Source organism: Bacillus cereus group sp. BceL062, from assembly GCF_051780025.1.
Taxonomy (GTDB): Bacteria; Bacillota; Bacilli; order Bacillales; family Bacillaceae_G; genus Bacillus_A; species Bacillus_A toyonensis.
Window position 1 is genome coordinate 218,922 of the sequence record NZ_JBPWGY010000010.1, and the last position, 14,527, is coordinate 233,448.

Genomic DNA, 14,527 nt, shown 5'->3' on the forward strand with positions numbered 1-14,527 from the left:
TTGGAAAAGATCATCGTCCGTGGCGGAAAGCGGTTAAACGGCACAGTGCGTGTTGAGGGCGCAAAAAATGCTGTATTACCTATAATCGCTGCAGCCCTATTAGCGAGTGATGGAAAGAATGTACTATCTGAAGTACCAGTTTTGTCTGATGTATACACAATTAATGAGGTATTACGTCATTTAAATGCTGAAGTCGTATTTGAAAATAACCAAGTAACAATCGATGCTTCTAAAGAACTAAACATTGAAGCACCATTTGAATATGTACGTAAAATGCGTGCATCTGTTCAAGTAATGGGACCATTATTAGCACGTAACGGTCGTGCTCGTATTGCACTTCCAGGTGGATGTGCAATTGGTTCACGTCCAATTGACCAACATTTAAAAGGCTTCGAAGCAATGGGAGCAAAAGTACAGGTTGGTAACGGTTTTGTTGAGGCATACGTTGAGGGAGAACTAAAAGGAGCTAAAATTTATTTAGACTTCCCAAGCGTGGGCGCGACAGAAAACATTATGTCTGCAGCTACATTAGCAAAAGGGACAACAATCCTTGAAAACGCAGCGAAAGAACCAGAAATCGTTGACTTAGCTAACTTCTTAAATGCGATGGGAGCGAAAGTACGCGGAGCTGGAACTGGAACGATTCGTATCGAAGGCGTTGATAAATTATATGGTGGAAACCATTCTATTATTCCTGACCGTATTGAAGCGGGAACATTCATGGTTGCAGCAGCAATTACTGGTGGAGACATCTTAATTGAAAATGCTGTTCCTGAACATTTACGCTCAATTACAGCGAAGATGGAAGAAATGGGTGTTAAAATTATTGAGGAAAATGAAGGTGTACGTGTTATCGGCCCAGATAAGTTAAAAGCGGTTGATATTAAAACTATGCCTCACCCAGGTTTCCCAACAGACATGCAATCACAAATGATGGCATTATTACTACAAGCTGATGGAACAAGTATGATTACAGAAACGGTATTCGAAAACCGCTTTATGCACGTTGAAGAATTCCGTCGTATGAATGCTGATATTAAAATCGAAGGTCGTTCTGTTATTATGAACGGTCCAAACAGCTTACAAGGTGCTGAAGTAGGTGCAACTGATTTACGTGCAGCTGCAGCATTAATCTTAGCTGGTTTAGTATCAGAAGGTTACACTCGTGTAACTGAATTAAAGCATCTTGACCGTGGTTATGTAGACTTCCATAAGAAATTAGCTGCATTAGGTGCAACTATTGAACGTGTAAACGAAAAAGTAGAAGAAGTGAAAGAACAAGAAGTTTCTGATCTTCACGCTTAATTGAAGTAGTCTCTATGTCTTTTGATATAGAGGCTATTTTTTTGGGTTATTACTGTTATAGTCAATAAACTCTATACTTATGCACGTACCAGTAAAAATATTTAGAAAATTTTCGTTTTATCTCGCATTAATGGGCAGTAAGACTCCAACTCATTAAAACTTCAGTCTATACCGATACCCCCAAGTATGTTCTAAAAAATTCCGTAGTTCCATAAGAATGAAAGGAAGCCAACTTTATATTGGGGGAATAGGATGAAATTTTCAAAGCCATTTTTCATTATAGTAGCGCTTTTAATAGCGCTCGTTATCATTGTACCTGCTGCTCTTGTAATTCCGTTTGCGAAAGCAAAAATAGGAGAAGAAGCAGCTTCTAAAACTCCTCCAGCGATAGAAAGTATACCAGCTCCAGGGAAAGTGGATACAGCGGTTCAAGTTGCTGTATATCGCGATCAACAGAAGAAGGTAGAAACATTACCTGTGGAGGAATATGTGACCGGTGTCGTAGCTTCTGAGATGAATGCCAGTTTTGAAATAGAGGCGCTAAAGGCACAGGCATTAGCAGCAAGAACATTCGTGGTGCAGCGTATGCTAAGTGGAGAAAAGAAAAACAATGCAGATGTGGTAGATACGGTGAAAGATCAAGTGTACAAAAGCAAAGAGGAATTGAAAAAACAATGGGGCAATAACTACGAAAACAATTTAAAGAAAATCGAGGAAGCCGTTTCTAAAACCGCAGGACAAGTTTTAACGTATGAGGGAAAACCGATTTCAGCGTCTTTCTTCTCAACGAGTAACGGCCGAACAGAGAATGCAGCTGATTATTGGGGAAATGATTATCCGTATTTGAAAAGTGTAGATAGCCCGTGGGATCAAGCCTCTCCAAAGTTTACAAGCGAGCAAACGTTCACAGTAGCTGATTTTCAAAAACGTCTCGGTGTGAAAGTGCTAGCGGATGGAAAGGTTGGAAATATTAAAGATCTTACGGAGGGTAAAAGAGTAAAGGATGTAGCGTTCCAAGGGAAAATATTAACAGGAAAACAAGTTCGTGAAAAGTTAGATTTGCGCTCTTCTGATTTTACATGGAAACAAGAGGGCAATAAAATCATTGTCACGACGAAAGGCTTCGGTCATGGTGTTGGCATGAGTCAATACGGTGCGAATGGTATGGCAGCGGAAGGTAAGAAATATCCAGATATCGTCGCTCATTATTATAAAGGCGTTGAAATAAAAACGATGAATGATTATGAGGGAAAACTGATGGTGAAGAAGTAGAACGTGAAAGGAGCTAATTAAGATTAGCTCCTTTTTTCATTATTTGTAGGTAAGTTTTTAAAAAGAGCACTTCGTGATTTACTCAAAACTTATATGGTAGAACAAAAATAGAGAATAAGGCTATCTATTCATTTGGATAGCCTTATTTTTATGTGTTTCATAAAAATATCAAAATTTTCCATTAATTGTTTGGTATAATAGGATAAAAAGCATTTGGGGGAGACGAAATGGCGCTACTGGAGTTGAAACAATTAGGGAAGACGAACCAGTTACCAGTAATTGAGCTAGAGGTTGAGAAAGGACAATGTGTTGTTTTGCAATGTAATAACCATACAGCTAAAGTGTTGCATCGCATCATTATTGGTGAGGAAGAAGCTTCAACTGGCAATGTGCTATTTGGAGGCAAAGCGATTGGAAAGAAAAATTATTCCAGCATCGGTTTTTGTTTTTTGAAAGATGAAGCATATGATCGTTTGAAGGTGAAGGAATACTTTAAATTTTTGTTAGGGCTTTATGAATCAAAGATAAGTATAGAAGAAGTTGTACAATGTGTTGGTCTCCTAGATAAGTTAAACGTGAAAGTAGAAAAATTGTCATTTTCAGAGAAACGTCGCCTTCATATTGGACGAGTTATGATTCATAATCCGGATTTAGTTATTTTGGAAGAACCGGAGCAAAATGTAGATACAGAAAGTACGATTATTATTCGAAAAGCAATTATGAAAATGAAAGAGAAAGGAAAGGCGATCTTTATTACGTCCTCTTTCCTATCAGATGCTCTTTCGTTAACAGAAGATGTATACATATTAAACAACGATGGTGTGAAAAAGGTCGAAATCGAGCAAGAAGAGGCGGAAGAAGTTGATGAAGAAAAAGTCGTTCAAATGATTCCGCAGATGAAATTAGAAAGAATACCAGCGAAGGTGAACGATAAAATCATTTTACTTGATCCGATGGAAATTCATTTCATTGAAACACAAAATGGAGTGACACATATTCATGTGCGTGAAGGTGATTTCGTATGTGCATTAACATTAAGTGAACTAGAAACGAGATTAACAGGATTCGGTTTCTTTAGATGTCATCGTTCGTACCTCGTTAATTTACAACGAGTACGAGAAGTTATTACTTGGACACGGAATAGTTTTAGTTTAATTTTGGATGATGAAAGAAAAAGTTCAATTCCGCTTTCAAAAGGACGAATGGATGAATTAAAAGGTGTAATTGGGCTATAAAAAGTGCTCCAATAGGATCGAAATATGATTCATTCACCGGTAAAAATACTCCTTTTACCGGTATTTTACTGCGTAGACCCTTTGTTTTTCATATGATTGAGTCAAGAAAAGCGAAACATACAAATCGAAACTTGTGAAAGCAAATTTCATCTATAAAGAAAAACAAAGGGGATGACGAAATGACATTGGCAATTGAAATGAAAGATGTAATGAAAAGTTTCAACGAAAAAACGGCACTTCGAAATGTAAATATTGAGGTGAAGCAAGGAGAAATTTTCGGATTCCTCGGACCGAGTGGATCTGGTAAAACAACAACAGTAAAAATATTAACTTCTCAATTACTTCATAGTGTTGGAACAGTAAGAGTACTAGGAAAAGACATCACAGGACCAAGTAGCATCGATTATAAACGAATTGGTATTTTAACAGACAACAGTGGTTTATATGAAAGACTTAGCATTTATGATAACTTACTATTATTTTGCGACTTATACGATTGTAAAAAAGAACGAATCGATGAAGTGCTAGCACAAGTGAATTTATTAGATGATAAAAAAACATTAGTAAAGAAACTATCAAAGGGAATGAAACAGCGTGTCACACTAGCGAGAGCGATCCTTCATAAACCAGATATCCTCTTCTTAGACGAACCAACATCCGCACTCGATCCAGTTAACGTACAAAACATTCATAAAATCTTAAAAGACTTAAATAAAGAAGGAACGACGATTTTCTTAACGACGCACAATATGGAAGAAGCAGAAACGCTTTGTAACCGTATCGCCTTTCTATGCGGCGGAGAAATTGTAGCGCTTGATACACCAGAAAACCTTCGCCTACAATACGCGAAAGATCAAATACAAGTCGTATTAAAAGATAAGCAAAAAGAAGTCGTGCAAAAAGATGAATTAGGTGCAAAACGTATTTCAGAATGGATGAAAAAAGGTGAATTACTATCTATTCATTCACACGAGCCAACATTAGGCGATATCTTTATTGAAGTTACTGGGAGGGGATTATAATGACATTTTCAATGCGACGTGTATCAGCTATTTTTAGGAAAGAAGTACAAGATTTTAAGACAAATTCACAAGTGTTATTAATGGCATCTTTACCAATTATATTTGCATTTATATTTAGCAGATTTGGAGAAGGGCGTATGGGGGTTGGCATTATTACTTTAATGGCCTTTCTATTTGTTGCAGGGTTTGTTCAATCAATGGTAATTGCAGAAGAAAAAGAAAAACATACGTTACGTGTGCTAATGCTATCACCAGCTTCTTCTGTTGAAGTTCTTCTTGGGAAAAGTATATTAACAGCATGTTTGACGTTGGGCATTTGTATTGTGAACTTATTCATTTTGGATCAATTCGGTGGAAATCTTTTATTACTAGGATTTATTTTCTTATGTGGAACAATTCTATTTATTGTGATTGGAACAATGATTGGATTGTTAGCTGAGTCTGTACCGCAAACATCACTCATTGGAATGCCGATATTAATGACGATGTATTTAGCTGTACAATTTGAGCCAATGGTTGAAAATAAAGTAATTAAGACGATGATCGAGTATCTTCCAACATCTCATATTGCCAAAGCGATTAACAGCTTAGTAGAGGGAGCGGGATTTAGTAGCATTAGCGGACATGTCTTGAATGTTGGAGTGTGGCTTAGTCTTTCCCTCATTGCATGTTTAATCGTATACAAAAAGAAACAAATGGACTAAAAACTGAGCTGAAAATGCTCAGTTTTTTCTTTTTTCATCATTTCCTCGGAAATTTTACAATTTCTATACATATTTTTACATAATTTGTCGAAAAGTAATTAGTTATACGTTGTATAGGATACATGAATATTGTTCAAAATGATTGCTGAGGTGATGATGGAATGCGAGGAAGAAATAATAAAAAGTCGCAAAAGGTAGTACATTTATTTCAAAAAAGATGGGTGTTTCCGGCACTGTACATTGCTTGTGCAGCGGTAATCTTAGTGGTTGCGCTATGGTTCCAAGGAGCTAATCCAAAGAAGACTCCGAACCACGATCAAGCAACACCGTATACACAATCGGAAGATCCAGCAGTACCAGTAACGAAATCTTCAGAAGTAGTGAAAATGCCAGCAGCCGCTAATGCGGAAGTAGTCGTGCAGAAGAAATTCTATGAAGATGCAGCAACTGAGGCGGAACAAGAAAAAGCACTTGTCTTTTATAACAACACATATTCCCCGAATAAAGGAATTGACATTGCTGCGAAAAATGGAAAAGAGTTCAATGTTGCTGCTGCTTTAAGTGGCACAGTAACAAAAGCTGAAAAAGATTCACTTCTTGGTTATGTTGTAACAGTTGATAGTGGAAATGGTGTAGCAGTTTCTTATCAAAGCTTAGGCAGTGTGAAAGTAGAAAAAGGTGCAAGAGTTGCACAAGGTGAAGTATTAGGAAAATCCGGTCTAAGTGCAATGAATAAAGAAGCAGGTTCTCACGTTCACTTTGAAGTACGTAAAGACAATGTGGCTGTGAACCCTGAGCGCTACTTAAATAAATCAGTAGCAGAAATTAAAGCTGATGCAGGTGCTACAAAAGCAACGAATGCTTCTGGTAAAAAAGCTGATGACAAATCTCAAAAAGAAGAGAAGTCAACGAGCACGAAACCAGAAAGTAAAACAGAAGATAAGTCTCAAAAAGAAGAGAAATCAACAAGCGGTTCGACTAGTGACAAAAAAGAAGAACCGAAGAAAGAAGAAAAATCAACAAATGGTTCTACAGAATCATCTAACGATTCTTCTTCACAAGAATAAGAAAGTGAAAAAATCAGTTCTCATTAGGAGAACTGATTTTTTTATTTTTATCCTGCTATTTGCGGGCGGTAAGACCCTTATCTCAAAATTCAGCGAGAGCAAAGAAGTTAGGGGGATTAAGGGCCCGTAAAAGCCCGATTATTAGTTGAACTTTATATAAAAATAATCAATTTCGAGAAAAAAGTTGCAATAACAAGGAAAAATGACGAGATTCTCGAATATATATTACAAAAGGGAGGGGATACTGTGTCGTTTTTGTTTGTTCTGTCGATTGCTATTATATTATTGTTTGTTTTATTCACTTTGTATTATTATATTGCCGGTAAGAAGGAAGTTCCCCACCATCAATTGTTAGAAGAAGAATATGATCGAGAAGAATGACACCTTTTAAAAAGGTGTCATTTTTTTGTCAAAATAGTCATTGTTAACGTATCTCTCACAAAAAAACGTAATTTTTCTTAACTTAGTCCGCAAAAATAGTGAACATGTAGCATATATCAGTAGTGCGGGCAATACAATGGTATAAACCAAAGCAAAGAGAGTGTTTGAGGTGAGAAATCGTGAATCATTTCATTATAAATCCAAGAATGTTTAACGCTTACAAACAGCACTCACACTTACTTCTTAGTCGTATGCAGCGAGGCTCATTTCACACTTCTCACATCCAATTTAGGGAGGCGAGTGGTGTGCACGATTACATCAAAGAGAGAACTATCAAGATTGGTAAGTATATCGTGGAGACAAGAAAGACAGTGCGTGTAATTGCAAAGGAATTTGGGGTATCAAAGAGTACAGTCCATAAAGATTTAACAGAACGTCTACCAGAAATTAACCCAGAGCTCGCAAATGAAGTGAAAGAAATTCTTGATTATCATAAGTCTATTCGTCATTTAAGAGGCGGAGAAGCAACAAAGCAAAAATATAGAAAAGAAGATGTGGAAAAGCCTGTACGTCAATAAAGTGAAACTTTAATCAGTGGGGCATGCCTCACTGATTATTAGTCTTCAGCAATCAGGCGTTTGCAGGCTTTTTGTCTTTCGCTCAACTCTTCTAAACTCGTCGGATTGATTTTGAGATGAGAGTCTTACCGTTCGTTAATATAAGATAAATATACGTTAGCAAACATTCCGCGTGCATTCGGTAATATTTTTCAGAAGAATTCTTTTTGCGAATATTACGTTTCTGTTAAATTTATGATAAAATCAGAAATTAGGTGTAAAAGAATTCGGGTGTAACCTGATTTTGAATATCGAGGAGGAAAAGACGGGAATGTTTGCGCGAGATATCGGAATTGACCTAGGTACGGCTAATGTATTAATTCATGTTAAAGGTAAGGGTATTGTATTAAATGAGCCATCTGTTGTGGCAATTGATCGTAATACAGGTAAAGTATTAGCAGTAGGTGAAGAAGCAAGAAGTATGGTGGGGCGTACGCCTGGTAATATTGTAGCAATTCGTCCACTTAAAGATGGTGTAATCGCAGATTTCGAAATTACAGAAGCGATGTTAAAGTATTTCATTAACAAGTTGGACGTAAAGAGCTTCTTTTCAAAACCTCGCATTTTAATTTGTTGTCCAACAAATATCACATCAGTAGAACAAAAAGCAATTCGTGAAGCTGCTGAACGTTCAGGTGGTAAAACAGTATTTTTAGAAGAAGAACCAAAAGTAGCTGCAGTTGGTGCGGGTATGGAAATCTTCCAACCAAGCGGTAACATGGTTGTTGATATTGGTGGAGGTACAACAGATATCGCTGTACTATCTATGGGTGATATTGTTACCTCTTCTTCTATCAAAATGGCTGGCGATAAGTTTGATATGGAGATCTTAAACTACGTTAAACGTAAGTATAAGCTATTAATTGGAGAACGTACTTCAGAAAATATTAAAATTAAAGTCGGTACAGTATTCCCAGGTGCACGTAGTGAAGAGCTTGAAATTCGTGGACGTGACATGGTAACAGGTTTACCACGTACAATTACAGTATGCTCTGAAGAAATTACAGAAGCACTAAAAGAAGACGCGGCTATCATTGTACAAGCTGCAAAAGGCGTACTAGAGCGCACACCACCAGAACTATCTGCGGACATTATCGATCGCGGTGTTATTTTAACAGGCGGTGGAGCTTTACTACACGGTATCGACATGCTTCTAGCAGAAGAATTAAAGGTACCAGTATTAATTGCTGAAAACCCAATGCAATGTGTTGCGGTTGGTACAGGTATTATGTTAGAGAATATCGACAAATTACCACGTCGTGCTTTGAAATAAAGTGAAACTTTCATCAGTGGGGTACCCAACTGATTATTAGCACACAAATGGTTGGATAAAGTAGAAGGAACTAAGGTGTAAACCTTAGTTCCTTTTTATTTTTCTATTTTTTTATTTCGATTTTTTGCGAAAATGAGAGAAAAATAAAGAAAAACGAAGAAAACAGGTGGAATATTCATATATATGGTTAAATTTAATATTTCCTTATTTGAAAACGTTTATAATATAATGAGTCGAATACGACATTAAGGCAAATCATGTTTTAATACATATTGCCTTTCCCTAATCTGGGCATACACTCTTTTCTACCTCCGTGTCAGTTGCAGGAATGTGCAACTATTTTAATGGAATAGAGTGTGTGCATTTTTTTATATGGAGAAGTAAGTATACTAAATATAAAAATTCACTTTGTAATGACAAACGATAAACAAAATGGGATAATAACAATATGTCCAAGTGGTAAGACCAATATTACAAAAGGGGCGATCATTACATGCTAAATATAGAACAAATTAAAGAAATCATTCCTCACCGCTATCCATTTTTACTTGTTGATAAAATATTAGAAGTAGATGAAGGAAAAAGAGCGGTTGGAATTAAAAATGTATCTGCAAACGAAGAATTCTTTAATGGACACTTCCCTGACTATGCAGTTATGCCTGGCGTACTTATTGTAGAAGCGTTAGCACAAGTTGGAGCGGTTGCTGTATTAAAGAAAGAAGAAAACCGCGGCAGACTTGCTTTCTTCGCAGGTATCGACAATTGTCGTTTCAAAAAACAAGTACGCCCTGGTGATCAGCTTCGCCTAGAAGTTGAAATGACACGTGTACGTGGCCCAATCGGAAAAGGAAAAGCAATTGCGACAGTAGATGGTGAAGTTGCATGTGAAGCTGAAATCACATTTGCAATTGGTGATAAAAAAGAATAGAGAAAAAATAAGAAAATCTCCTTGTGAACGTACAAGGGGATTTTTTGTTTATGTTATATAACGATAAAACAACAATATACAAACTAATCAGAAAATTACTTGTCAATAGATGGTAATTACCATATAATTTACTTTATCATTTATTTAGAAAATAGGATAAGTGATAAAGGTAATGAAGAAGTAAGGGCATTGTCATATTGTTAAGGTACTTAAATAAGACAAAGTAGAATGTTATTGATTATGATGAGATGTGGGGAAATCAGCAATACAAAATATTAATTAGACGTATGAAATCGAGCATAAGAGAGAGAAAAGGGAAATGTCGCATTTCACAAAAGGAGATTATGAATATGTTCGGGAGAAAGAAAAGAAAACCATTACGACAATTAATTGCACATAAAGAGCCTAAATCGCGTATTACAGAACAATATCGTAACATTCGTACAAACATTGAATTTACATCTGTAGATAGTCATGTTCGTTCTATTATCGTTACCTCGGCAGATCCAGGTGATGGGAAAACAACGACAATCGCAAACTTAGCAGTTGTTTTCGGCCAACAAGGAAAGAAAGTTTTATTAATTGGAGCTGACTTGCGTAAGCCGACGATACAAAACTTATTTGCCATTCATAGTTCAAATGGGTTAACGAACTTATTATCAGGACAAGCAAATCTTATGCAATGCATTCAAAAAACAGATATAGAGAACGTATATTTAATGGCAGCAGGTCCAATCCCGCCAAACCCAGCTGAACTATTAGGGAGCCGGGCAATGGACGAAGCGCTACTAGAAGCATATAACATGTTTGATATCATTTTAATCGACACACCACCTGTCCTTGCGGTTACGGATGCGCAAATACTAGCGAATAAATGCGATGGAATCGTACTCGTTGTACGCAGTGAAAAGACAGAAAAAGATAAAATCGTAAAAGCGAAACAAATATTAGATAAAGCATCAGGAAAACTACTAGGTGTTGTTTTAAACGATAAAAGAGAAGAAAAAGAGCAATATGGTTATTACTAAAATATAAAAAGCCAACAAAATTTTGTTGGCTTTTTATATTTTCTGAAAATTTTTTATCAAGTTATACACTATAAAAAACATGATATGATAAAATTTTTGGGAAATGATTGGAATGTGTTGTCATATTTAAGATTATTTTGTAAGATTAAACTTGTTTCTTGTGAACAAATATAGAACTGAATTATTAAAAATAAAAAATGTAAGATTTATATGTTATAATTTTTCCTATGTGTAAATTTTAGAAAGTTGGAGGAACTTATGGAAGAAACAATTAATCTAAAAGAGTTATTTCATATCTTAAAAAAACGTTTAGCAATGATCCTCGTAATCGCATTTGGTGCAGCTATTGTAAGTGCTATCATTAGCTTCTTCTTTATGACACCAATCTATCAATCTTCGACGCAAATTCTTGTTAATCAGAAGAAGCAAGAAGGGGCAATGATTCAAGCCGGTGAAGTTCAAACGAATATTCAATTAACGAATACATATAAGGTTATTATTAAAAGTCCAGTAATCTTAGATCAAGTGAATGAAAAATTAAATTTAAATATGACAGCGCAAGCTTTAACTGGAAAGATTAATGTTGCAAATGAAAAAGATTCACAGGTCATTTCTGTAACGGCTGAGGATAAAGATCCAAAATTAGCTCGCGATATTGCTAATGCAACAGCAGATGTATTTAAAGGTGAAGTTGCAAAAATTATGAATGTCGATAACGTAACGGTACTATCGAAGGCAGAAGTTGCGGAGAATCTATCTCCAATTAAACCGCGCCCAATGTTAAATGTAGCAATTGCTTTCGTTGTTGGTTTAATGGCTTCAGTTGGTCTTGCATTCTTACTAGAATACTTAGATAACACAGTGAAAAAAGAAGAAGATGTAGAAAACTTACTTGGCTTACCAGTGTTAGGTATTGTAGCTCGTATGGATGAAGAAACATTGAACGTGAAATCACACGCTCCATCATCAAGAAAAGTGAGGGGACAAACAATTGGTTCTTAATTTATTTAAAAAGAAAAAAAATCATCGTCAACGTCGTCAATTAATTGCTCATCAACAACCGAAATCACCAATTTCAGAGCAATATCGTAATATTCGAACGAATATCGAATTTGCAGCTATTGATACGAATTTACATTCATTAATGGTAACATCTGCAAATCCAAGTGAAGGGAAAACGACAACGACAGCTAATATGGCAGTTGTGTTTGCTCAACAAGGAAAAAAAGTATTATTAATTGATGCGGATATGCGTAAACCAGCGATGCATCAAATGTTCCAAGTTGATAATATTTTTGGACTAACGAATGTACTAACACATAGTGAACGTTTAGAAAAATGTGTGCAAACGACATCTGTAGATAATCTACAATTTTTAGCTTGTGGTCCAATCCCACCAAATCCAGCAGAATTGTTAGGTTCAAAATCAATGAAAGAACTTCTTGGACAAGCATACAGCATGTACGACTTAGTTATTTTTGATATGCCACCTATTTTAGCTGTTACCGACGCACAAATTATGGCAAATGTATGTGATGCTTCTATCCTTGTCGTTCGTAGTGAATCGACTGAGAAGGAAACAGCAGTAAAAGCAAAAGGATTGTTAGAATCGGCTAAAGGTAAATTGTTAGGCGTCGTTCTGAACGATCGTGAACGTGAACAAGGCCTATATTATTATTACGGTGCAAACTAATTAAAAGAGCGAGATATGGTTGAAACATATCTCCTTTTTTCCCTTGAATATGAGATATATCTCATATTCAAGGGAAAAAAGATTACTAGGAGAGAGGGAGGATAAAATAAATGATTGATTTACATTGTCACATTTTACATGGCATCGATGATGGTGCACAAACAGTAACAGATAGCTTAGCGATGGCGCAGCAAGCCATAGCAGAAGGAATACATACAATCGTCGCAACGCCGCACCATCAAAATGGGAAATATATAAATGAACGTACCTCCATTATTCATAAAGTAAAACAACTAAATGATGAATTACAACAACATAATATTCCACTTACTATTTTACCGGGGCAAGAGGTCAGGTTATATGGTGATTTATTAGAAGACTATGAAGCTGGTAAAATTGTTACGTTAAACGAAACAAATAAATACATATTCATTGAATTTCCATCTAATCACGTACCCCGTTATGCCGAACAATTATTATATGAATTACGTGTAAAGGGAATGATTCCAATTATCGTTCATCCGGAGCGTAATGCCGAGTTAATCGAGCGACCTGATAAGTTGTATAACCTTGTTAATAAAGGTGCGCTCACGCAAGTAACGGCGGGTAGTTTATTAGGGAAATTCGGTAAAAAAATTAAAAAGTTTTCACTACAACTTGTGGAGCATAATTTAACGCATATGGTTGCTTCAGATGCACATAACATAACGTCAAGGGGATTTTATTTAGCGGAAAGCTATGAATTAATTGAGAAAGAATTCGGAATGAGTGTTATGAGCGATTTGAAAGAAAATCCGTATTTATTAATTAGCGGGAAGGCGATTTATAAAGAAGACCCAGAACAAATCCGTCGTAAAAAGTTGTTCGGTATTTTTTAATAAAGAATAGGTGATGTCTCCTAACCGTTATCAACGGAGGCACTCGGTCGTGCTGTGGGTAGAAAATTTATTTTCGAACCTACCTTAGACGCTTGTCGTCGGGGGTATGACGTGAGGTGGGGTTAGATGCCCATATTTTATTTGTAATAGAAACTCTACCTATGGAGTTATAGATATGACTCCATAGGTAGGGTTTTTGTTATTGTTACATATAAATAAATGGATATTGGGGGACTAAAATTGAAAAAGGTAAGAAAAGCAATTATTCCAGCTGCAGGCCTTGGGACGAGATTTTTACCAGCAACGAAAGCGATGCCGAAAGAAATGTTACCAATCGTTGATAAGCCGACAATTCAATACATAATAGAAGAAGCGATTGAATCAGGAATTGAAGATATTATTATTGTAACAGGAAAAGGAAAGCGTGCGATTGAAGATCATTTTGATCATTCCTTCGAACTGGAACAAAACCTTTTAGAAAAAGGGAAATATGAAATGCTTGAAAAGGTACAAGCTTCTTCAAAAATTAACATTCATTACATAAGACAGAAGGAACCAAAAGGTTTAGGGCATGCAGTATGGTGCGCACGTAAATTTATTGGAAATGAGCCATTTGCGGTATTACTTGGTGATGATATTGTTCAAGCAGAAACACCATGTTTACGTCAATTGATGGATCAATATGAAGGTACACAATCGTCAGTTATTGGTGTACAAACAGTACCAGAAAATGAAACGCATCGTTATGGCATTATCGATCCGGTAGAACAAAGTGAACGTCGCTATCAAGTGCGCCAATTTGTTGAAAAGCCGGCAGAAGGTACAGCTCCATCAAATTTAGCGATTATGGGTCGTTACGTATTAACACCAGAAATCTTTATGTTCCTTGAAAACCAGCAAACAGGTGCTGGTGGAGAAATTCAGTTAACGGACGCGATTCAACGATTAAATGAAATTCAACGTGTGTTTGCTTATGATTTTGAGGGGACTCGTTATGATGTTGGAGAGAAATTTGGATTTATTAAGACGACGATTGAGATGGCACTCCAGCATGAAGAATTGAAAGAAGAATTGATGAAGTATATGAATGAACTTGTAAAGAAGGAAAAGTAAATGTATAAAGG

General features: G+C 36.2%; 15 protein-coding genes. All 15 read left to right on the forward strand.

Going from position 1 to position 14,527, the window contains the following annotated elements; genetic code table 11:
* The 15 genes from murA to bpsC all read left to right on the forward strand — a co-directional run bounded on the left by murA (position 1) and on the right by bpsC (position 14,516).
* Positions 1-1,305: a UDP-N-acetylglucosamine 1-carboxyvinyltransferase gene (gene murA / locus ACS2MN_RS22565; RefSeq protein ID WP_000411268.1), complete on the forward strand. Its 1,305-nt coding sequence runs from the start codon at positions 1-3 to the stop codon at positions 1,303-1,305.
* A gap of 252 nt (positions 1,306-1,557) precedes the next feature.
* Positions 1,558-2,577 (forward strand): stage II sporulation protein D, encoded by a 1,020-nt coding sequence (gene spoIID / locus ACS2MN_RS22570; RefSeq protein WP_346994769.1) that lies wholly within the window; start codon positions 1,558-1,560, stop codon positions 2,575-2,577.
* 227 nt (positions 2,578-2,804) lie between these two features.
* Positions 2,805-3,812 (forward strand): LytTR family transcriptional regulator DNA-binding domain-containing protein, encoded by a 1,008-nt coding sequence (locus ACS2MN_RS22575; protein WP_001185968.1) that lies wholly within the window; start codon positions 2,805-2,807, stop codon positions 3,810-3,812.
* 179 nt (positions 3,813-3,991) lie between these two features.
* Entirely contained in the window at positions 3,992-4,834 is an 843-nt protein-coding gene (locus ACS2MN_RS22580) for an ABC transporter ATP-binding protein (RefSeq protein ID WP_000170852.1), read from the forward strand.
* Positions 4,834-5,538: an ABC transporter permease gene (locus ACS2MN_RS22585; RefSeq protein WP_346994770.1), complete on the forward strand. Its 705-nt coding sequence runs from the start codon at positions 4,834-4,836 to the stop codon at positions 5,536-5,538. Before ACS2MN_RS22580 ends, ACS2MN_RS22585 begins: the two co-directional genes overlap by 1 nt.
* 161 nt (positions 5,539-5,699) lie before the next feature.
* The gene (locus ACS2MN_RS22590) at positions 5,700-6,605 is read left to right on the forward strand and encodes a M23 family metallopeptidase (RefSeq protein WP_098169292.1); all 906 of its coding nucleotides are present in this window, start codon (positions 5,700-5,702) and stop codon (positions 6,603-6,605) included.
* Between the two features lie 246 nt (positions 6,606-6,851).
* Positions 6,852-6,986, forward strand: a complete 135-nt coding sequence (locus tag ACS2MN_RS22595; protein ID WP_000008898.1) for a hypothetical protein — start codon at positions 6,852-6,854, stop codon at positions 6,984-6,986.
* Between the two features lie 305 nt (positions 6,987-7,291).
* Positions 7,292-7,564 (forward strand): sporulation transcriptional regulator SpoIIID, encoded by a 273-nt coding sequence (spoIIID, locus tag ACS2MN_RS22600; protein ID WP_000544012.1) that lies wholly within the window; start codon positions 7,292-7,294, stop codon positions 7,562-7,564.
* A 310-nt stretch (positions 7,565-7,874) separates the two neighbouring features.
* Complete coding sequence (locus ACS2MN_RS22605; RefSeq protein ID WP_000457991.1) at positions 7,875-8,876, forward strand: rod shape-determining protein; 1,002 nt, start codon at positions 7,875-7,877, stop codon at positions 8,874-8,876.
* 493 nt (positions 8,877-9,369) lie between these two features.
* The gene (gene fabZ / locus ACS2MN_RS22610; protein WP_000931959.1) at positions 9,370-9,804 is read left to right on the forward strand and encodes a 3-hydroxyacyl-ACP dehydratase FabZ; all 435 of its coding nucleotides are present in this window, start codon (positions 9,370-9,372) and stop codon (positions 9,802-9,804) included.
* 350 nt (positions 9,805-10,154) lie between these two features.
* A complete protein-coding gene (locus ACS2MN_RS22615) occupies positions 10,155-10,832 on the forward strand; it encodes a CpsD/CapB family tyrosine-protein kinase (protein WP_000467921.1) in 678 nt (225 codons plus the stop codon).
* A 258-nt stretch (positions 10,833-11,090) separates the two neighbouring features.
* Positions 11,091-11,834: a YveK family protein gene (locus ACS2MN_RS22620; protein ID WP_346994771.1), complete on the forward strand. Its 744-nt coding sequence runs from the start codon at positions 11,091-11,093 to the stop codon at positions 11,832-11,834.
* Positions 11,824-12,525 (forward strand): CpsD/CapB family tyrosine-protein kinase, encoded by a 702-nt coding sequence (locus ACS2MN_RS22625; RefSeq protein ID WP_346994772.1) that lies wholly within the window; start codon positions 11,824-11,826, stop codon positions 12,523-12,525. The genes ACS2MN_RS22620 and ACS2MN_RS22625 overlap by 11 nt, the downstream gene beginning before the upstream one ends.
* Before the next feature lie 110 nt (positions 12,526-12,635).
* Positions 12,636-13,403 carry a tyrosine-protein phosphatase gene (locus tag ACS2MN_RS22630; protein ID WP_346994773.1) on the forward strand — a complete coding sequence of 256 codons (768 nt, stop codon included), beginning with the start codon at positions 12,636-12,638 and terminating at the stop codon, positions 13,401-13,403.
* A gap of 240 nt (positions 13,404-13,643) precedes the next feature.
* Positions 13,644-14,516: a UTP--glucose-1-phosphate uridylyltransferase BpsC gene (bpsC, locus tag ACS2MN_RS22635; protein WP_346994774.1), complete on the forward strand. Its 873-nt coding sequence runs from the start codon at positions 13,644-13,646 to the stop codon at positions 14,514-14,516.
* Positions 14,517-14,527: the final 11 nt, after the last annotated feature.